The organism is bacterium, assembly GCA_037147175.1.
Classification (GTDB): Bacteria; Cyanobacteriota; Vampirovibrionia; order Gastranaerophilales; family UBA9971; genus UBA9971.
In genome coordinates this window covers 1-20,153 of the sequence record JBAWVS010000049.1, presented here as the reverse complement: position 1 = coordinate 20,153, position 20,153 = coordinate 1, and the positions used below count along the sequence as shown (strand labels likewise).

The window sequence follows — 20,153 nt, the reverse complement described above, 5'->3', positions numbered from 1 at the left end:
ACATTTAATGCTAAGACGGTTAACTAAATGAAAAACTTTTCAGATGACCTCTAAGAAAATATTCAAAATAAAACGAAAAGAAATAATCGATCCCCAAAAAGAATGGTTTAATAAATGCATTCATCAATTCAAGCAGCTAAATACAAGAGAACGCTTTGATATAAGGGAAGAGGACTTTTATCCATGTTATGATGATGCGACTAATATAACAGGTTATGATACCCATTATGAGTATCATCCAGCTTGGGCTGCAAGAATATTAGCTAAAACAAAGCCTGTAAAACATATCGATATATCATCAAAATTAGCCTTTAGCACAATGGTTTCAGCATTTATTCCTGTAGAGTTTTATGATTATAGACCAGCCAATTTAAAAATTGATAACCTTAAATGTTTGCAAGCTGATTTAACGAATTTGCAATTTAAAGATGAAAGTATACAATCATTATCTTGTATGCATACAGTAGAACATGTAGGATTAGGGCGATATGGGGATAAAATTGATCCTGATGGAGATCTAAAAGCTGTTTCAGAGCTAAAAAGGGTTTTAGCAAAAAGCGGAAATCTTTTATTTGTTGTTCCTGTCGGGAAAAAGAGCAAATTACAATTTAATGCTCATAGAATATATACATATGACATGATTATTGAATATTTTAAGGATTTTAAATTAATAGATTTTTCTTATATTAAATCGCAAATGTCAGAAAATGAATATATAAATAATGCAACAAGAGAAGATTCATTTTCTGATGATTATGGATGCGGATGCTTTTGGTTTGAAAAGGAAATATAAAATGATAAAACAAATACTAAATAGAACTAAAAAACAAATAGAAAGAACACTGAATAAATTCAAAGAAGATAATACTATTGCAACCCCTCAAGATAAAATTCAAATTATAATTGATTATGCAACTGATTATAACTGTTCAACTCTTGTAGAAACAGGAACATATCTTGGTGATACGACATGGGGAGTTAAGGATAGTATTCAAAACATTTATTCTATTGAACTCTCAGAAGAATTATATAATACTGCCAAAAAACGTTTTATGGATTATCCTAATATTCATCTTTTACAAGGCGATAGTTCAGATATTTTGCCTCAACTTTTAGACTCAATCAATAAACAAAATATTATTTTCTGGCTTGATGGACATTATTCCGGAGATATTACGGCTAAGGGAAAGAAGGAAACCCCAATTTTAGAAGAATTATGTGCTATCCGTGATTACCAAATAAAAAATTCGCTTATATTAATTGATGATTCAAGATGTTTCGGAAATTTTCCTGATTATCCTGAGATTAATGAACTTAAGGCTTTTGTAATGAAAACTTGGAAAAAAGCCAAATTTCAAGTAAAAAATGACATAATAAGAATCATTATTTAAATTTAAACTAGACGTTATAAATTATTTAGAATTATTAATATTTATAATATACTTTTATAAAACAGTTGGATAATAGGATTTACAATGAATTTTTCAATTACAAATAAAATAAAAAATAAAAAATTAAGGCAATTTACAAGAAGACCTTTTGCATTTATACGAGATGAAGTAAGACATTCACTATATCCGCTTTTTTGGCTACATCCTACTTCTTATATCTGGACTAATTTTAATAAACTCTTTAGGAATTCACACTCGCAATTCCAAGAAGATTTGATAATAGATAAATTATTAAAATATAAAGAAAATGGTTTTTATGTAGATATTGGTGCAAATGATCCTGTGGAATTGAGTAATACTATCCGTTTTTATAGAAAAGGATGGACTGGTATAAATGTAGAACCTAATGTACTGGTGTATAATCGTTTATGTGCGGAACGCAAAAAGGATATCAATCTAAATATTGGCATTGCTCAAGAAAAAGGCGAATTTGATTTCTATAGAATAAATCCTGATGTATTGTCAACATTTGATAAACAAACTGCTGATGATTTTGTTGCTGAAGGATATAAATTAGTAGAAGTAATCAAAGTTTCTACACTTTCCTTAGAAAATTTGATCAGTACTTATGCTACAGATAAAAAAATTGATTTTTTATCTGTAGACACAGAAGGAATCGACTTAATAGTATTAAAAAGCAACAACTGGGCAAAATTTAGACCCACAGTTGTTATTGTCGAAATAGATAAAGGCGGCGATGAAATAATTGAATATTTAAATGAAAAAAATTATGAATTAAAATTCAAAAATCATTGTAATGCAATTTTTAAAGACAAAAATGTATATTAAAAAGATTCCCGTTTTATTTGGATATTTTTATCCAATCATCACAAAGGATGCCAATTTTTTTATGATATTCTTGTCCGTCATTAAACCAAATTGGCGGCGAAACCACTATTTTATTAGGGTTAGAGTTTAACCAAGTCCCCCACCAGCTAAAAGTACTATTAGCTATTATATTATGCTTGCAATTACTCATTAGTCTCATATCTTCATGAGCAGTTATATCGTTATTTATATCTACAAAAACCGTTTCAAATCCCGGATTTATATTATTTTTGCAATATTCTATATCATCTGAAAAAACAAAAAAAGTAGGATTATCAACTTTTTGGCTAATATATTTAATAGCATTTTTATAATATTCATCAGTACAAATATTACCCCATAAATAAAGAGTTTCTTTGTTCAAATAATCAGTTCTTCTAATATGCAAACTAATAGAATTAGAAGATTTGATTCTATTTAACATTTCCAAATTAGCACCTGCCGCAGAGTCTTTTAATATTAAATTTTGTTTTATTATATCTGCAATTTCTATAAAATATTTTTGAGATTGAAAAAAACCACTAATATAAGCTTGTTTCTTAATTTTTAAATTATCAAAATATTCGATTAAATTATTATTATCAGGATCTTCATGGAAACAGTGAGGGGATATTTTATATGCCTTACCCGGCAATTCTTTATTTCTTAATTTATATTTTATTTTATTAAATATATTCGGATTATTATATTTAACTTTTCTTATATCGTCTATCGTAGCCAGTTTATCATCGATATTAAAATATTTTAATCCAAATTCCAGAATAGAAGTCTCATTATTATAATTAGTTAAACAATCAATCTTTAGTTCTAAATTATTTTTTATTGCAAAATTTTTCGCAAAAGAATATTGAAAAAATTGATTACCTAACCCTCCATAAATTTCAATTATAATCATATTATAAAATCTCTTTTTCTTTAAAATCTTTAGCTATTATTGTACAACAAGAATAATTAATAATTAACATGGAGTATATTTTATCTCTATTTTTGATAAACTAATCTTATCAAATAAGGAATAAAAACATGTTATCAATAATAGTTTTTTCAAAAGACAGAACATTACAGCTTCACGGATATTTAGAAAGTTTACTTTATTTTTCTGAAATAAGTGCTAAAAATATTACTGTTTTATACAGAGATAGTGAGAAAATAAGCTATGACAAAGTAATAAGTTCTTTTCCCGATATAAACTGGGTAAAAGAAAATAACTTTTTTGAAGATTTAAAGAAAGCGGTTTCTGATTCAAAAGATTTTATTATGTTCGGCTGCGATGATGTTATTTTTAAGTCAGAATTCAATATAGGTACGATAATTAAAACACTGTCAAACAACAATGACATTTTTGGTTTTAGTTTAAGATTGGGTAAAAACATTATTCCGCTGCCTGAAAAATTTATTGAAAATACTGATTGTCTTGAGTGGAACTGGAAAAATACAACGGCACCTCATTGGAATTATCCTTGGGAGCTGGATTCAACAATTTATAGAAAAAATGATGTTTTAGAAATTATTTCTGATTCTTCATTAGATTTAAAAAATCCTAATTATCTGGAAGGCGATATTGCAATAAATCTTGATAAATTTATAAAAAGAGAGCACCTCGCTTCTTATAAAAACGGAAAAAGTATTGTAATAACAGTTAACAGAGTTCAAGATACACATCCTAATCATTTTGATACATCAGCAAGTACTGATCCTGAAACTCTTCATCAGAAATACTTGGATGGCTATAGGTTGGATATTCCTGCCATTTCGAAACTTAAAAATAAAATAATTCATGTTGGTTCAAAGTATTTTCTAATTACAAACAAACCATTGAGTTACAAAACATCGCAATATTGCAAAGTAAAACACTTTTTTGAAAAATTAGTAGGTAAAAATTGATTAAATTTTTAGATTTACATAAAATAAATGCACAATATAGAAAAGAAATTGACGAAGCTATTAGTAACGTCATCGATTCAGGATGGTATATTTTAGGTAAATCAGTTGAGTCTTTTGAAAAAGAATTTGCGAACTATTGCGGTACAAAGCATTGCATAGGTGTTGCAAACGGACTGGATGCCCTGACATTGATTATAAAAGCATATGGATTTCACGAGGGTGACGAAATAATCGTTCCTGCAAATACATATATAGCTTCAATTTTATCAATATCACAAAATAACCTTATTCCTGTTTTGGTTGAGCCTGATATTGAAACTTATAATATTAATCCTGAATTAATTGAAAAAAATATTACAAAGCGAACTAAAGCCATTATGGCAGTTCATCTTTACGGTCAGTGTGCTCAAATGGACAGAATTAATGAGATTGCTAAAAAGTATAATTTAAAAGTTATAGAAGATTCTGCACAAGCACATGGGGCGATTTATCAAGGTAAAAGATCAGGTAATCTCTCGGATGCTTCAGGATTTAGTTTTTATCCCGGAAAAAATCTTGGCTGCTTGGGAGATGGAGGAGCTATAACCACTGATGATGATATTTTGGCGGAGAAGTTAAGAGCATTAAGAAACTATGGATCACATAAAAAATATGAAAATCTTTATAAAGGCATTAATTCAAGACTTGATGAAATACAGGCTGCAATTTTAAATGTAAAATTAAGATACTTAGATAAAGATAATCAAAAAAGAAGAGAAATTGCTGAATTTTATCTACAAAATATTACTAATTCAAAAATAATTTTACCAATAGTCCAATATAAAGAATCAAATGTTTGGCATTTATTTGTTGTAAGGACAGAAAATAGATCTAAATTTAAGCAATATTTGTTAGATAATGGTATTGAGACTATGATTCATTACCCTATATCGCCTCATAAACAATTGGCATATGCTGAATTGAACAAAGAATCCTTTCCTGTAACTGAAAAAATTCATAATGAAATTATAAGCTTGCCAATAAGTTCTGTTATGAATAAAACTGAAACTCTTAAAATTGTTGAGGCAATTAATAACTATGAATGATTTGATTTCAGTAATTATACCAGCTTATAATCACGAAAAGTTTGTTGAATATACTATTAATTCAATAATCTTACAATCTTTTAAAAATATTGAACTAATTATAATTAATGATGGTTCAACAGACAGTACAAATGATAAAATTACAAATCTTGCTGATAAATGTAAAGAAAGGTTTGTTAGATATGAGCATTTCAATAGAGAGAATTTGGGTTATATTAAAACATTAAATCAATTAATAGAAACAGCAAACGGCAAATACATATATTTAATTGCCTCTGATGACATAGCAAAACCTGATGCTCTAGAAACTTTATATAATTTTATTAAAAATAAACCTAAATATGGAATGGTTGTCGGAAACAATGAAATAATCGATGAAAACAATCAAGTTGTGTATTGGGATAAGCAAAGAAATATAGTGAAGACTTTAGAAGAAGCTGAATACAAAAATTTTGTCGAATTTTTAAAGAATGATCGTCCTGATATTGATTTTAATTCCAATAACTTTGGTTCATATAAAAGTCTAACTAGAGGTAATTATATTCCTAACGGTTATATAATGAGAAAAGAAGCTATAATCAAAGCAGGAGGATATAAAGAAAATACTCTTGATGACTGGTATCTGAATTTGCAAATAGCAAAACACTATAAAATAAAATTTATCAATAAAGTTCTATTTTCCTATCGTTGGCATTCAACTAATACAATGAAAAATACAGAATTTATTGATAAATTAGTTAAAAATGTTCAAAAAGAGATCAACGAAGAGAAAAATTTGTACCAAAATACAGTAAGGTTTAAAATTATTTCTTCATTGATTAAGATGTTATTTATTTTTATTCCTTCAAAAAAAATTAGGAATCAAATTAGGTTGCAATACTTATAAATATAACTTCGGAATATTATTTAAAATAAGAAAAATTAAAAATTATGAAAATACTTTACGACAATATAATCTTTATAAACCAAAATTATGGCGGAGTTCCAAGATATTTCTTTGAGCTAATGACTTATTATACTCAAAATAAATCTTTAGATTTTGATTTCCCTATTTTATACAGTGAAAATGAGTATTTAAAAGATACTGATATTGCACCCTGGGTTAAAAGATTTAAAAAAAGCGGCTTATTGAAAATTGGAGAAATAAGGAAAAATCTCAGAAAACTAAACCAATTTCTTGTAAAACAAGCTATTTGCTCGAAAAAACATGATGTATTTCATCCGACTTTTTATCAAGATTATTATATTGATTTAATAGATGACAAAAAATTGGTAATAACAATTCATGATATGATTCAAGAAATATTCAGCGAAGACTTTAAAGACGATCCGACACAGGGTGCAAAGTATAAAAAAATGTGTGCTTATAGAGCTGATGCAATTATTGCAGTATCTGAAAACACGAAAACAGATATTTTAAAATTTTATCCTGATATCAATCCTGATAAAATAGAAGTGATCTATCACGGAAACCCGTTTGATCGTTTTGAAGAAAGCAATAAACCATTGATTGATATGCCGAAGAGATATATTCTTTATGTCGGCAATCGCAATTTATATAAGAATTTCAACTTTTTTATTGAATCAATCGCAGATTTATTGAAGCAAGATGAAAGTTTAAACCTTTTTATAACCGGTAGTGCCGCTATCTCAAGTGAAGAGTTTAAATTATTCAACTATTTGGGAATTAATAAGAGTATTGTTTATCATAGATCAACAGATAATGAACTTTTATACTTATATCAAAACGCCGTTTGTTTTGTTTTCCCCAGTCTTTATGAAGGGTTCGGATTCCCTATCCTGGAAGCATTTGGAGCGTCATGCCCTGTTATTGCCGGCAATATAAGCTCTTTGCCTGAAATAGGACTTAATGCTTGTGAATACTTTGACCCCAGAAATTCTAAATCTATCTTAGAAACAGTTCGAAAAGTTGTTTACGATGAAGAACTAAAATGTTCAATGATAGAAAAAGGCTTAAAAAGAGCCAATGATTTTTCTTGGGAAAAAACAGCATTAAAAACAATGTCCGTTTATGAAAAGGTTATAACTTTATGATTATTGCTAAATTAAGAGGCGGATTAGGCAATCAAATGTTTATATATGCTTTTGCAAGACATCTTGCACATATAAATAATACCGACTTGAAACTTGATCTTTCTTATTATACCAATTATCACAGAGATTACGAGCTTAACCATTTTGATATTATTGAAAACATAGCGACAGAAGACGAAATTAAATTATTAAAGAAGTTAAAGCCCAAGCATAATGAGATTTTAAGCTTTATAAAGTATAAGCTTAAAAATAGACCTGTTAAAATGTTGCCTGACAAAAGTTATATACTTGATGATGGCGTTTCATTCATACCTGAATATATGAAATTGCCTGATAACGTATTTCTGGAAGGACTTTTTCAGTCAGAAAAGTTTTTTAAAGACATTAGAATGATAATAAAAAAAGAATTTACTCTAACAGAGCCTTTACAGGGTAAAAATTTACAGTTTTCTAATCATATAAAATCAGTTAACTCTGTAAGCTTGCATGTCAGACGTGGAGACTATATCACAAATCAATGGGCAATGGATAATCTAGGGCTGTGTTCGCTTGAATATTATCAAAAAGCAATAGAATATATTGAGAGCAATACTGAAGATCCTCATTTTTTCTTATTTTCTGATGAAATTGAGTGGGTAAAAAAGCACCTGAAAATCAATTCATCCTATACGACAGTTGATGGTAATAATGAAAATACCGGATATGAAGATTTGAGACTTATGAGCTTATGCAACCATCACATAACAGCCAATTCATCATTCAGCTGGTGGGGAGCTTGGCTGGGACATAACCATAATAAAATTGTAATATCCCCAAAGAATTGGTTTAAATTAAACATATTTGATGATAAAGATTTAGTTCCTGATAACTGGATAAAATTTTAATTTTTATCCGTGCAAAAAGCCTTCTTTGAGTATATTCAGGGACAGTATACATAAACGAGTTTATTTTCAAGAAAACCTGCTAAGCCGGATTTTCCAGAAAAACGCTCTCTGCTTACGCATACCGCATTATAATAATTTTTTTAAATCCCAAATTCATTATTGATGCGGTATAAATAAAATAAAGTTTATTATCTTTAATTTTTTCGGTAAGATAAACAAAGATTAAAACAAATGAAAAAAATAAAATTATGAGGTAGGAATGAAATTAAGCGAAATTAATAATGATAAATCTTTTGACTATGTCTATTTGTACAAAAGAATGTGGCCTTTTGTTAAACCCTATTTATTCAGAGGAATACTTGGAATTTTAATAGCAATTCCGGTAGGGCTTCTAGATGGTGCACCTGCTCTGGGAATTAAATATTTTTTCGACATAATAACTAAACATCCTGAGCTTATCAGAGCTGTTTTTTTCTGGGGCGGTTTTGCTGTAATCGGCATTGGTATTTTGCAAGGAGTATTAATGTACTTAAATAACTATTTGAATGACTGGACCGGTAAAAAAATAACTATAGGACTGCAACAATATCTATTTAAAAAACTTCTTCTTTTTGAACCTGCATTTTATGATAAAAACTCGTCAGGACTCGTTATGGCAAGATTTTTAAGCGATCCGAGTGGTGCGTGCAGCGGAATAATAACTAATCTTAAAGATCTGACTTCTACTGTTTGCTCATCAATTGCACTTGTCGGAGTATTAGTTTATATGTCCTGGCAACTTTCAATATTTGCGATAATTATCCTTTTATGTTCATTTTTACCTGTAAACCTCATAAAAAAGCATGTCCGACGTGTTTCACATGAAGGAATGGAAATAGGAAGCAGCGTAAATACAAACTTTTATGAAACATTTAATGGAAATAGAATAATAAATTCTTTTAATCTACAAAAATATCAATTTGAAAAATTTATGGATCAGCTTATTCAATCTTTTAATCTGGGCATGTGGCTTACGAAAAGACAAGGGTGGATTTCACCGACAATGATAGTGATTGGATCTATAGGACTTTCATCAAGTTTATGGCTTGGTGGTTATTTAATATCAAGTAAAGCTATAACGCTCGGAAGCTTTTTTGCTTTTATAATGGCTTTGATCCTTTTTTATAAGCCCGTGAGAACACTTGGTAATACAATGACCGGGATGCAAGGAAGTTTTGTTGCAATGAACAGAGTTGTAGAACTTTTTGATCTTGAACCCTCAATTAAAAATCATCCGCAATCAATTAAAATTCCTACTATAAAAGACTCTGTGCAATTTGAAAATGTATGGTTTGAATATGAAGAAAATGCACCGATTTTAAAAGGAATAAATTTAGAAATAAAAATTGGTGAGTCACTTGCTCTTGTGGGAAATTCCGGCGGAGGCAAAACAACTTTAGCTAACCTTATACCTCGTTTTTATGATATCAAACAAGGCTCTATAAAAATCGACGGAATTGATATAAGAGATATAGAACTGGAAAGTTTAAGACAAAACATAGCTATAGTTTTTCAGGATAATTTTCTGTTTACGGGTTCAATCAAAGATAATATTCTTTTAGGGAAATTTGATGCAACTGATGAAGAAATTCAAAATGCATTAAAAGGCTCATTCCTTGATGAATTTATAGCTTCATTGCCTGAAGGCTTAAACACCGAAATTGGTGAAAGAGGAGTAAGACTCTCCGGAGGACAAAAACAGCGGCTTGCAATCGCAAGAGCCATGGTTAAAAATGCACCGGTTGTAATTCTAGATGAAGCAACTTCTGCACTTGATAATAAATCAGAAGCTATAGTTCAAAAAGCATTAGATAAACTTATGGAAAACAGAACTGTTATTGTAATAGCTCATAGACTTTCGACAATTCAAAATGCAACTAGAATTGCGGTAGTCAATAATGGAGAAATTGTTGAAATTGGTTCACATGATGAACTTATATGTAATAATAGCGGAGCTTACAGTTCGCTCTATAATGCTCAGTTTAAATTCAAAGAAGAACAATCGGAAAACCTTGCAGAGTTACAGGAAGTGTAAATGACAATAAGTGTAGTAATAAATACGCTGAATGCTGAAAAATATTTGGAAGAATGCTTAGACTCATTTAAAAACTTTGATGAAATTGTCTTATGCGATATGTACAGTACTGATAAAACAATCGAAATAGCTCAAAAATTCGGTTGTAAAATTGTTTATCATGAAAAAATCGGCTATGTTGAACCAGCACGAAATTTTGCAATTTCTCAAGCTTCAGGAGATTGGATATTTGTAGTTGATGCAGATGAAATTGTTCCTGTAAAACTTGTAGACTTTCTGAAAAACTTTGCAAAAGAGCAGGAAAAAAATAATTTTCAATACACAACAGCCGCAATTCCTCGAAAAAATTGGTTCTTTGGAAAATTTGTAAAAGGTGATTGGGCTGTAGACAGACAAATACGTTTTTTTAAAAGAGGGTGCGTAAGCTGGAAAAACGAGATTCATCTTTTTCCGAAAGTAGACGGGCAAATATATGAAATTCCCTCAGAAAATGAAGATTTGGCAATGCTCCACTATCAATGTGATTCGATAAGTGATTTGGTTAATAAAACCAATATTTATACAGATTTTGAAGTAAAAAAATGGATTGATTCCTATTATGAATTTTCGATTCCAAGTTTATTATTCAAACCGTTTGGTGTTTTTTTAAGAATGTATTTCAGGCAGGGCGGTTATAAGGACGGAATGCACGGTTTCATCCTTGCTTTAGTCAGGGGTTTCTTGTATAGATTTCTTATTATTGTTAAGATATGGGAATATAATAAAAACAATAAACTGAATTAGCGGAGTTTTAAAATTTTGAATGAAAAAGATAGCTTTTATTGTCAGATTATTTCAAGATAAATCTTTTTATGCAGGCAGTGAAAAATTTGTATACAAAATTATTAATGAATTTATCAACAATAATTATTTAGTTGATGTTTATTGTAACGAATTAGATATTAATAACAATAAAATAAATCCTGATTATACAAATTTAGTAAGAATTAAAAACATTATCGGCATTAATGAAATAATTTTATGTGATGACGGTTCTGACCTTTCAATACCGCAACAAGCGGAAGCCTATTATGACAAAATCCAAATGATGCTTAATGAAAGACAATATGATTTTGCAATAACAGACGGAATCGCTCCCAAAATCGATATGACTCTTTTACAGGTTCACTCGCTTATTAATAAAAGATTTAAGAATAAAAATTTCTTTTTGAAACTTTACTACAAAAAATACAAACCTAAAATGATTCAAGATGCAAATTGCGAAGAAAAATGGATAACACAGGATCACAGAAAAATATTTGTTGTATCAAACAGATTAAAAGAAGATTATGTAAGTAATTTTAATATTCCCGAAAATAGAATCAGTGTAATATATCCCGGTATAGAACCTTCTGACGAAATTGAAAAGCACGAAAGTAATGATACATTTACTTTTGGAATATCGGCAACATTTTTTAAAAGAAAAGGCGGGCTTTTATTCTTAAGAGCACTAAGAAAAGTTAAGCAAAAAGGGTGCAAGTTTAAAGCATATATAATTTTAAGAAATAATTCCGGCTCTAAAATGAGATGGTTTAATATTTTATTAAAAGTTTTTAATATTACTAATGAAGTCGAATTTATTTCTTTTCAAAATGATATGAGGGATTTTTATAAAAAAATAGATTGTCTTGTTATGCCGTCACATGAAGAAGCTTTCGGGCTGGTTGCATTGGAAGCTATGATAAATAAAATTCCTTGTATTGTAAGTTCCTGCTCAGGAGTTTCTGAAATAATTAAAGACGGAGTTGACGGGTTTGTTTTTGATATAAACAAAAATGCTTCAAGCAATTTAGCTAAAAAAATGGTATATATTCTGAAGAATCAAGGTAAAATTAATGAATGTATTATTAATGCATATGAAACAGCAAAAAAACATACATGGAGTCATACATTTTTGGAATTAGAAAGTAATTTCAACGAACTACCCCAAAAGAAAGCAATATAAATACAAATGAACAACAAGTCTGAAACAATTGATATAATTCTCCCGTCGCGCATCGGTGATTGCCTTTTAGGGCTTCCGGCTTTATTGTGTTTAAAACAATTAGTTGAAAAATTTCCTGAAAAAAAATTAAAAATAACTGTATTTTCGACTAGTGTTTTAACTGAAATCCTTAAAAAACTTAATTTATTTGAAATTAAGCAATTTTCTAATATTCAAAAATTAAGAACAATTTTTAATCCGTCAAACAAAGCAATATTTTTGCATACCACCATGGACAATCATTGTTTTTTTGCTAAAAAAACATACGGGATAAATATTACAGGAAAAAAAATAAGCTATCAGAATGATATGCCTTATTTGTACGTAGATCAAACGCATAAATACATACCCGAATCTCTTTTTAAACATTTAAAAGATAATCTCGATTTTTCAACATGCACAATAAGTTTTTTCGGAATGCTTCTTGAAATTGGCTTTTCTCCTGAAGAAATTATAGAAACTTTTAATTTTAACGAAGATTCTCTTGATTTTGAAGAAGAAATAACAAATTGGAAGCCTGAAATTCAAAATTATGTTGTTATTTGTATGGAAGCAGCATACGGAAGCAAAGGTGATGCAGACAGAAGATTTAAAGAAGAATCGTATTTTGAAGTTTCAAAATATATATATGATAAATTCGGACTAAAGTCTGCTTTTATAGGAATTGACAACATAATAAGTCTTCCTGAAATTAATTATATTTATGACTTTAGAAAAAAACTTGATTTTTTACAACTTGCTCAACTTATGAAGGATTCTGAAGGATACTTAGGAAACGATACAGGTCCTCTTCATCTTGCTAACTTGATGAAGAAATATTCTTTAGGAATTTATTCCAGAGAAACAGCTATGAAAATTAATTATTATCCTATATTTAATAATTTGAACTCGCCAACTCTGGGATTCCCTGAAATGGATATTGTTGATAATTTTTGTTCTAAACTTGTTGAAAAAGTTTAATTTCATACCTTTTTAAAAGTCTTTAAATCCAAAACTGTGTACATTTCAGCCCAGCCTCTATTAACGAGCATTCCTCTATAGGCGTTTAAAGAGATTATGCCTTTAAAAAACCACAGATTTTTATTTTGAGAACAATATAACTGTATTAATTCTCGTTTTTTTCTTATAACTTTAGTCACATCAATAAAATAATTCGGCATTGTCATAGCTGACCATATTTCGTAAGAAACTATTTTAAGCGATTTTTTGTATTTTTTTTCTTTTAAAAGTTGCTGCAATAACTTTGTAACAGCTTTATGGTCTTTGTGATTTTCAAAATAATTGGGAATAAAAATATAATCATAATCAGAAATATTTATTTGTTTGAATTTTTCATAATTAAAAATAAGTTTTCCGTCTTGAATATCTAGAAATTCGTATGAATTAATGCCAACCTGTTCCATAACGCTAGTAAATTCTTTTTTTCTGATATTTACAATTTCTTCGTTATCATCTTGAACAGTTCCGAATTTGCCATCTGTAAGACAAATAATATGAACATTTTGAGGATAACGGAGAAGAAGTCCTCCACATCCAAAAGTTTCATCATCAAAATGTGGAGCTAATACAAGACATTTTTCTTTAGGCTGAATTATTAATTCTTCAGGATCAATTTTTTCAAAATGAAAAAAATTGGCTAATTTTAGATATTTTTTTCCAATAACAAAATCTTTATATATTTTTTTAAAATTAATCATAATTATATTGACCCATTTACTTTCTACAGAATAAAGCAAAAAAGTTTTTTATAAAGAATTTGCTTAAAATTAAATTAGAATTTTGAACAAAAAATTTAAAAACTTAATAGCAACAACTTCTAGTATCGTATAGATATTTTTATAATGAAATCAGTATTCCAATTTTTGATTTATAACTCAACATAAATATGCCTTAATTTATAACAATGATATAATTTAAAAATGAAAAAATTAAATACTGATATTGAAATTCTATGTTTAAAAAGAAGAAAGGGCAATAAAATGGCAATCCAACGAGAAGTTGAAAAAATATTTAAAAAAATATTAAAACCATTTTCTTGTAACAAAGAATCATTTTCACCATCGTATGAATATAAAAGGAGCGAAATTTTAAGATATGCCAAGGAAAACAATATAAAAGTTTTTATTGAAACAGGCATATATAAAGGCGAAACTCCGGCTATGCTAATAAATGATTTTGAAATATTGCATACTATTGAATTGAGTGATGAATTATATGAAATGGCAACTGAGAAATTTGCAGGAACTAAAGTAAACACACATCATGGCGACAGCAGCAAAGTTTTACCCGAAATCATAAAAAATACTGATAACCCAATTTTATTTTGGCTTGATGGGCATTATTCAAATGCACCGTTCTGTGCAAAAGGCGAAAAAGAAACTCCGATTATGGCAGAATTGTTGAGTATCTTTGCATCTGAAAATTTTTCTCACGTAATTTTAATTGATGATGCCAGATGTTTTGGGACAGAAAAAGACTACCCAAGTATTAAAGAATTAAAGAAATTTATTTGTTCTCACAAACCAAATGCTAATATAGAAGTTTATGATGACATAATCAGAATTAAGCTTTAAAAGTTTTTATTACATTATAATCAAAATAATAGGATATACTTTATACAATGAAAAAATTTTTTGAAAAATTTCTTAAAAAAAAGAAAAAATATATATCTTCTGAAAATGAAAAAGATGACGTTTTATCGCATTATCAAATCCTTAAATTAATTCACGATTTATATACACCAAAAACCTATCTTGAAATAGGTGTACAGCAAGGCCGCTCCATAAATTTAGCAAATAAAAAGACTAAAGCTATAGGAATTGATCCATTCAGAGACGATAAAATTATTTTTAACGAAAATGTAAAAATGTTTCATGTTAAAAGTGATGACTTTTTTGAAAATAATCATCTAGACAAAGAGTTGGACAATCAAAAAGTTGATGTGTCGCTTATTGATGGAATGCACCTATTTGACTTTGTTTTAAGAGATTTTATAAACTCAGAAAAAAACTCTGGCAAAAATTCACTGATATTAATACACGATACAATCCCTATTGATAAAATTTCTTCGGATCGCGAAATTAGTAGTGGTGCTTGGACAGGGGACGTATATAAAATAATTCTTATATTAAAAAAATACAGACCAGAATTGAAAATTTATAACATAAGTATTCCGCCTATAGGAGTCTGTCTTGTACATAATTTAAATCCTGATTCTGATACGCTGATAAAGAATTATGAAAATATCTATAATGAATATATTAATATGAATTACGATGATATAAAAGATGATTTTGACAAAAATTTGTCAATTTTAAGATTAAATATACAAGATGTTGAAAATATTCTTAAACATGAATTAAAAATCAGTTTCTAAATATGTTTCTTTTATATTAACTATTTTTTATAGATTTAATTCTTTTAAAATTTCTTCCGCTTTGATTGAATATCTATCGGGATTATAAATAACTTTATGTAAATTTGTATTTTTGGGTCCCCATATTTTAAATAAGTTATTGAAAAACAGAATAACCGAAGGAATATTAAAAACATAAGCCAGATGTGCCGAACCGGTATCAACCGTAACAATTTTCTCAAACTTTCGTACAAGAACTGCAAATTGTTTAACGGTAGTTTTTTGTGATAAATCCAGAAAATCTTCAGTACCAAGCTTCCTCAGTTCTTTAGCATAAAGCTGTGCCATAAATTCGCCGGTTAGAACAACTTTATATCCTGGGATTTGATTTATTAAATCAATTAAACGTTTTCCTTCTTGCGGTATCCAGTCTTTATGTTCCAAAGCAGAGCTGGGTGAAAACCCAATGAGCTTATAGCCTGAATATCCTGACTCCTCAATTAATTTGTCAATATATTCAATATCTTTATGGTCAAAATTAGTTTTCAAAGACAATGAGTAATCATTTGTATATAAATCTAAAGGTTCAAGAGCTTTTAAATAATTTTGAATTATATGGGCTTCTTCAATATCTTCCTGAGTTAAAGTATATTTTTTATTGAGAAAAATATCAGTACCTGTTTTATGCCGACCTACTCTATATTTTGCTCCTATAAGAAAAGCCATAAAGCTGTATGTAGAAGATTCGTTAATTACAACAGCTAAATCAATTTTATGCTTTAATCCTATCTTTAAAGCATCTTGCAAGAAAATAAAAGGATTTTTGCCTTTTCCTTTATTGTCAAATATTTCAACAAAATCAACTTCGGGTAGTAGTCCTGCAATTTGAGCAGCTCCGGGCCATGTTACAAAAATAATCTCTGAATGAGGATATTTTTCTTTCAAAACCCTGCAAACAGGCTGAATGTTTACAACGTCACCTATTTTGGCTCCAAAGACAATAGCTATTTTGTTTATTTTTTTAGGAAGTCCCATTGTTAACTCACAATTTAGTTTTAGTACTAAAATTTTGTTTAAATTTATCATAGACTTCATCAATATTTTGAGGACAGTACACTTTTGTATTTAATTCAGGAAAAATAGGACTAAAATCTGTCAGACTGTGTTCCATAAAATAAGTTCCTACTGAAGGTTTTTGCATAATATTGGCTATGTGTAGAGGAGCTGTGTCATTTCCGATATAATAAACTGAAGATTTAATTACCTGAGCTAATTGAAATAAATTAAGCTGTTTTCTTAAATCAATAAAATTAGGATTATTCGGTAATTTGAAATTATGATTAACACCAACAAAAACAGATTTAAGATTAAAATCCTCAAAACATTTGTTAGCTATTTCAATATAATAATTTTCATCCCAACGTCTGTTCGCATCACCTTTTTTTCCATAAGCAGCTTCCATGCAAAAAACCACATATTTTTCTTTCATAATCGAATGAAAAAATCCATTAAAGTTATTTAGCACCAAAGAATCAGGACTAAAGTCAAATGTATCAATAATTTGTTCTGTCGTATAACCTAATTCCAATAAAATTCCAAATAAACTTATTGAATACTGTCCTAAATTAAATTTATCCTGCAAAAAAGAAATTAATTCTCCTGGTATAAAATCCTTGAAATTATTAATATTCATAAAAGGCAGTTCGTAATCAAATTTAATGATTTTTTTATGTTTGTTAGTTAATCCATATTTTATTTTTGCCGTGTATCCCCAATTTATGTTTATTGTTTCAGTAAAAAAGGCAAAATTCGCTGATTTTAAATGAGATATTATTTTTGTAAAAATAGTAAGACGCTTGCATTCAAAAATACCCAAAGGTGAGTATAATTCAGACAAAAAGGGCTGAGCAATTATTCTGATTTTATTGTTATCATTATATTTCTCATTAACTTGCTTAAGTGCAATAAGCATTGGGATGTTTAAAATTGCATCACCTATTCGCCATGGGACAATTATATCTATTTTTTTATTTTGATAATGAGCCAAAATTGCTTACTTCCTAATAATAATTTTAGAACTAGCTTTAAACTGTCTATATCTTAACATAATAATGATTGTTTTAAAGAAACACATCTATTTTATTAGAGAGTCAACTTAAATTAATTTTCGGATTTTATAAATCGGCAAAATCTTAATAAAATAAATTTAAACAAGCATCGGGATGTTTAAATTTGAAGTGCCGATTCGCCAAGATTGAATTTTATCTATTGTTTTATTTTGATAAAGAGTCGAATTTACTTACTTTCTATAGAATACTAATTACAAAATAAACTAAAAAGATCGTTAAATAAACAGATTTGAATTTTGTAAAGTTTATTTGCTTAAATAATGCTTTTCCATAAGGTTTAAAATCATCTCGGGTTTAATGTTTAGCATACATGGATTATATTGATTGCCGGTTTCCTGAAATTTGCATTTTCGCCTGTTGCAAGGAATACATTTTAAATCGGATTTAAGAGCAAATGATTGATTTCCGTAAGGTCCTGTTCTTGAAATCGGAGCCGCACCATATAGTCCTATAGTAAAAGTTCCGATAGCCGTAGCAATATGCAAAGGTCCAGTATCTCCTGATATAAAGATATTGCATCTTTGCATTAAAGCCGCGCTTTCAATAAGACTTAATTTCCCGCAAAAAGACGTAATATTTGGAGATAAATTTTCAAGAATATTTGCTTCTTCAGCATCTTCATCAGAACCGGTTAATACTATTTGACAGTTATATTTAGCTACAAGAGATGCTGCAAGCTCTGACCAATATTCCAGCGGCCATTTTCTTCCTTGTCTTACGGAAGACACGCCCATATTAAATCCGATAAGTTTATTATCAGTTTTAATTAAACTTTGTATTTTTTTACTTGCTTCTTCCGGCAAATAGATTTTAATTTCTTTATCTAAAATAATATCCTTAAAAACAGGCTTTGCCGTTTTCCAGAAGTTTTCAACGGCGTGGAGTTTAAACGTTTTTTTGTAAGCAACTGTTTTTTTAGCTCCTAAAATTAAGCTAAAAATATTTGTTTTTATTGACGGTTGTAAATTAATAAATACATCGAATTTTTCTTTTCGCAGTTCTTTTGCAAGATTAACAAGATGTTTGTAAGTTTTCCCTTCAACAATCCAAACTTTTTTAAGATCCGGATCATTTTGAATTAAGACTGCAGGGATTTTAAATGTTGCATAGTGAATTTTAATTTCTGAATCATATTTTTTTAATGACCGAAAAAGAGCTGTTGTGTGTACAACATCTCCGATAGCTCCGAATCGTAATATTAATATTTTTTTTACAGTCAAAATAATTTACTTTCAGTTTTTATAAAACCTGAATTAATTTTATATTGAAGATAATATCAATTGCAAGAATTTTATAAATTTACGAAAAAACAGGATTAATTTTCAAACCGCAGTTTTTGTTTTCATTGAGATTCATTCTGAGGCAAGGTCAGCTTCAAGCATTATTATAGAAAACTTCCTTGTTCTATAATAATAATTCCCTATTCTTTAAAAATAATTCCCTGTTATTTTTTTAGGGAATTATGCCTTGAAACCCAAGCGGTGAGTGCCTTAAAAATTTGAATAAAGGCAATATTTTAACAATTTCCCTGAAAAGTCCCTGTTATTGATTAATTAATAATTTGCTCATAAACTTCTGAGGGAAAAGACAAATAAGTTATCATAACAACATGAAAGTTAAGGATAAAAAGTATCACTTGGTTTGAGAATTTTGTTTAAACACTTCCGCATTATTTACAGTAGTTTGAGAGCACTAATTCACTTATTCTCAGACTACGCGATACTTTCTCTCAGACCTATTGATAATAGACAGCATCAGACTGTTTAATTGCAATATTGTTAGCACTTCCAAAGCCAAGGTTCTCAAGACTTTCAATCAACTTAACATAAGGGAATTCTTCTTTAATCATATTCTGTGAACCGTCAGACGATGCATTATCCACAACCCAGATATCGTATTCCAAACCTTCTGTCTTTTCGTAAACTGATTTTAAACAATCTCTGGTCAAGTCCTTTGTGTTGTAGTTAACCAGAATTATCGAAACATCCATTTTAAGCCCTAATTTTTATTTCTACTTTAATAAAAATACCTCAAATATGCTTCAAGTTAAACAAAAATTCTTTTTTTGCTCCGGAATATATTTTTTGAACTGCGCTTCAAAACTATTCAAATTACTATATCCCACTTGTTCTTTAATATAGCTAAATGAAATGTTCTCAGATAAAAGAAGAACTGTATAAGTATTTCTTAAGTCAATAAATTTAATATTTTCCAGTCCTGCTTTTTTAACTAAAGGATTGAATTTATTATTAATCATACCTTCCGGGTTTTGAAAATCCCCATTTTTATCAGGGAAGACAAAAATACTATTTGAAGATTTTTTAATTTTCATTAATACAGGAGTTACGCAGCATAAGTTAAAGTCTTGTTGTCATTGAATTTTAT

General features: G+C 28.7%; 21 protein-coding genes. 14 read left to right on the top strand and 7 right to left on the bottom strand.

The features are described from left to right. The first annotated feature begins 43 nt into the window (after positions 1-43). The 3 genes from WCG23_10715 to WCG23_10705 all read left to right on the top strand — a co-directional run bounded on the left by WCG23_10715 (position 44) and on the right by WCG23_10705 (position 2,240). Entirely contained in the window at positions 44-793 is a 750-nt protein-coding gene (locus WCG23_10715; GenBank protein ID MEI8390341.1) for a DUF268 domain-containing protein, read from the top strand. Between the two features lies 1 nt (position 794). Next, entirely contained in the window at positions 795-1,391 is a 597-nt protein-coding gene (locus tag WCG23_10710; GenBank protein ID MEI8390340.1) for a hypothetical protein, read from the top strand. Positions 1,392-1,475: 84 nt separating this feature from the next. Further along, positions 1,476-2,240, top strand: a complete 765-nt coding sequence (locus WCG23_10705; GenBank protein MEI8390339.1) for an FkbM family methyltransferase — start codon at positions 1,476-1,478, stop codon at positions 2,238-2,240. Between the two features lie 13 nt (positions 2,241-2,253). On the opposite strand, the gene WCG23_10700 is transcribed toward WCG23_10705, so the two are convergent. After that, entirely contained in the window at positions 2,254-3,174 is a 921-nt protein-coding gene (locus WCG23_10700; protein ID MEI8390338.1) for an alpha-1,2-fucosyltransferase, read from the bottom strand. A gap of 128 nt (positions 3,175-3,302) precedes the next feature. Between WCG23_10700 and WCG23_10695 the strand changes: the two genes are divergently transcribed. The 9 genes from WCG23_10695 to WCG23_10655 all read left to right on the top strand — a co-directional run bounded on the left by WCG23_10695 (position 3,303) and on the right by WCG23_10655 (position 13,244). After that, complete coding sequence (locus tag WCG23_10695; GenBank protein ID MEI8390337.1) at positions 3,303-4,163, top strand: hypothetical protein; 861 nt, start codon at positions 3,303-3,305, stop codon at positions 4,161-4,163. Continuing rightward, entirely contained in the window at positions 4,160-5,248 is a 1,089-nt protein-coding gene (locus tag WCG23_10690) for a DegT/DnrJ/EryC1/StrS family aminotransferase (protein MEI8390336.1), read from the top strand. The genes WCG23_10695 and WCG23_10690 overlap by 4 nt, the downstream gene beginning before the upstream one ends. Continuing rightward, positions 5,241-6,134, top strand: coding sequence for a glycosyltransferase family 2 protein (locus WCG23_10685; protein ID MEI8390335.1), 894 nt, complete (start codon positions 5,241-5,243; stop codon positions 6,132-6,134). The genes WCG23_10690 and WCG23_10685 overlap by 8 nt, the downstream gene beginning before the upstream one ends. A 44-nt stretch (positions 6,135-6,178) precedes the next feature. After that, positions 6,179-7,303: a glycosyltransferase family 1 protein gene (locus WCG23_10680; protein ID MEI8390334.1), complete on the top strand. Its 1,125-nt coding sequence runs from the start codon at positions 6,179-6,181 to the stop codon at positions 7,301-7,303. Next, positions 7,300-8,187: an alpha-1,2-fucosyltransferase gene (locus WCG23_10675; GenBank protein MEI8390333.1), complete on the top strand. Its 888-nt coding sequence runs from the start codon at positions 7,300-7,302 to the stop codon at positions 8,185-8,187. The genes WCG23_10680 and WCG23_10675 overlap by 4 nt, the downstream gene beginning before the upstream one ends. Before the next feature lie 259 nt (positions 8,188-8,446). Next, on the top strand, positions 8,447-10,261 hold the full coding sequence (locus WCG23_10670) for an ABC transporter ATP-binding protein (protein MEI8390332.1): 1,815 nt from the start codon (positions 8,447-8,449) through the stop codon (positions 10,259-10,261). Continuing rightward, positions 10,262-11,044: a glycosyltransferase family 2 protein gene (locus WCG23_10665; GenBank protein MEI8390331.1), complete on the top strand. Its 783-nt coding sequence runs from the start codon at positions 10,262-10,264 to the stop codon at positions 11,042-11,044. It abuts the gene before it with no gap. A 19-nt stretch (positions 11,045-11,063) separates the two neighbouring features. Beyond that, positions 11,064-12,245, top strand: coding sequence for a glycosyltransferase family 4 protein (locus WCG23_10660; protein ID MEI8390330.1), 1,182 nt, complete (start codon positions 11,064-11,066; stop codon positions 12,243-12,245). Between the two features lie 6 nt (positions 12,246-12,251). Beyond that, complete coding sequence (locus tag WCG23_10655; GenBank protein MEI8390329.1) at positions 12,252-13,244, top strand: glycosyltransferase family 9 protein; 993 nt, start codon at positions 12,252-12,254, stop codon at positions 13,242-13,244. Positions 13,245-13,246: 2 nt separating this feature from the next. Here WCG23_10655 and WCG23_10650 read toward each other — a convergent pair whose 3' ends face one another. Then, a complete protein-coding gene (locus WCG23_10650) occupies positions 13,247-13,981 on the bottom strand; it encodes a PIG-L family deacetylase (protein ID MEI8390328.1) in 735 nt (244 codons plus the stop codon). A 282-nt stretch (positions 13,982-14,263) separates the two neighbouring features. Here WCG23_10650 and WCG23_10645 point away from each other — a divergent pair, with 282 nt between their 5' ends. Further along, positions 14,264-14,857, top strand: coding sequence for a hypothetical protein (locus WCG23_10645; GenBank protein MEI8390327.1), 594 nt, complete (start codon positions 14,264-14,266; stop codon positions 14,855-14,857). A gap of 47 nt (positions 14,858-14,904) precedes the next feature. After that, the gene (locus tag WCG23_10640) at positions 14,905-15,660 is read left to right on the top strand and encodes a class I SAM-dependent methyltransferase (protein ID MEI8390326.1); all 756 of its coding nucleotides are present in this window, start codon (positions 14,905-14,907) and stop codon (positions 15,658-15,660) included. 27 nt (positions 15,661-15,687) lie between these two features. Here the strand turns inward: WCG23_10640 and WCG23_10635 are convergent, their stop codons facing one another. The 5 genes from WCG23_10635 to WCG23_10615 form a co-directional block, all read right to left on the bottom strand. Further along, positions 15,688-16,674, bottom strand: a complete 987-nt coding sequence (locus WCG23_10635; GenBank protein MEI8390325.1) for a glycosyltransferase family 9 protein — start codon at positions 16,672-16,674, stop codon at positions 15,688-15,690. 7 nt (positions 16,675-16,681) lie between these two features. Then, the gene (locus WCG23_10630; GenBank protein MEI8390324.1) at positions 16,682-17,686 is read right to left on the bottom strand and encodes a glycosyltransferase family 9 protein; all 1,005 of its coding nucleotides are present in this window, start codon (positions 17,684-17,686) and stop codon (positions 16,682-16,684) included. Between the two features lie 327 nt (positions 17,687-18,013). After that, positions 18,014-18,988: a glycosyltransferase family 9 protein gene (locus WCG23_10625; GenBank protein MEI8390323.1), complete on the bottom strand. Its 975-nt coding sequence runs from the start codon at positions 18,986-18,988 to the stop codon at positions 18,014-18,016. 515 nt (positions 18,989-19,503) lie between these two features. Continuing rightward, entirely contained in the window at positions 19,504-19,758 is a 255-nt protein-coding gene (locus WCG23_10620) for a glycosyltransferase (GenBank protein ID MEI8390322.1), read from the bottom strand. A 51-nt stretch (positions 19,759-19,809) separates the two neighbouring features. Next, entirely contained in the window at positions 19,810-20,100 is a 291-nt protein-coding gene (locus tag WCG23_10615) for a hypothetical protein (GenBank protein ID MEI8390321.1), read from the bottom strand. Positions 20,101-20,153: the final 53 nt, after the last annotated feature.

Bases quoted from the DNA above. Each gene is read 5' to 3' on its own strand.
- WCG23_10675 (MEI8390333.1), top strand. From the start codon at position 7,300: ATGATTATTGCTAAATTAAGAGGCGGATTAGGCAATCAAATGTTTATA.
- WCG23_10640 (MEI8390326.1), top strand. From the start codon at position 14,905: ATGAAAAAATTTTTTGAAAAATTTCTTAAAAAAAAGAAAAAATATATA.
- WCG23_10715 (MEI8390341.1), top strand. From the start codon at position 44: ATGACCTCTAAGAAAATATTCAAAATAAAACGAAAAGAAATAATCGAT.
- WCG23_10620 (MEI8390322.1), bottom strand. From the start codon at position 19,758: ATGGATGTTTCGATAATTCTGGTTAACTACAACACAAAGGACTTGACC.
- WCG23_10695 (MEI8390337.1), top strand. From the start codon at position 3,303: ATGTTATCAATAATAGTTTTTTCAAAAGACAGAACATTACAGCTTCAC.
- WCG23_10705 (MEI8390339.1), top strand. From the start codon at position 1,476: ATGAATTTTTCAATTACAAATAAAATAAAAAATAAAAAATTAAGGCAA.
- WCG23_10645 (MEI8390327.1), top strand. From the start codon at position 14,264: ATGGCAATCCAACGAGAAGTTGAAAAAATATTTAAAAAAATATTAAAA.
- WCG23_10670 (MEI8390332.1), top strand. From the start codon at position 8,447: ATGAAATTAAGCGAAATTAATAATGATAAATCTTTTGACTATGTCTAT.
- WCG23_10680 (MEI8390334.1), top strand. From the start codon at position 6,179: ATGAAAATACTTTACGACAATATAATCTTTATAAACCAAAATTATGGC.
- WCG23_10635 (MEI8390325.1), bottom strand. From the start codon at position 16,674: ATGGGACTTCCTAAAAAAATAAACAAAATAGCTATTGTCTTTGGAGCC.
- WCG23_10660 (MEI8390330.1), top strand. From the start codon at position 11,064: ATGAAAAAGATAGCTTTTATTGTCAGATTATTTCAAGATAAATCTTTT.
- WCG23_10655 (MEI8390329.1), top strand. From the start codon at position 12,252: ATGAACAACAAGTCTGAAACAATTGATATAATTCTCCCGTCGCGCATC.
- WCG23_10710 (MEI8390340.1), top strand. From the start codon at position 795: ATGATAAAACAAATACTAAATAGAACTAAAAAACAAATAGAAAGAACA.
- WCG23_10665 (MEI8390331.1), top strand. From the start codon at position 10,262: ATGACAATAAGTGTAGTAATAAATACGCTGAATGCTGAAAAATATTTG.
- WCG23_10685 (MEI8390335.1), top strand. From the start codon at position 5,241: ATGAATGATTTGATTTCAGTAATTATACCAGCTTATAATCACGAAAAG.
- WCG23_10700 (MEI8390338.1), bottom strand. From the start codon at position 3,174: ATGATTATAATTGAAATTTATGGAGGGTTAGGTAATCAATTTTTTCAA.
- WCG23_10615 (MEI8390321.1), bottom strand. From the start codon at position 20,100: ATGAAAATTAAAAAATCTTCAAATAGTATTTTTGTCTTCCCTGATAAA.
- WCG23_10650 (MEI8390328.1), bottom strand. From the start codon at position 13,981: ATGATTAATTTTAAAAAAATATATAAAGATTTTGTTATTGGAAAAAAA.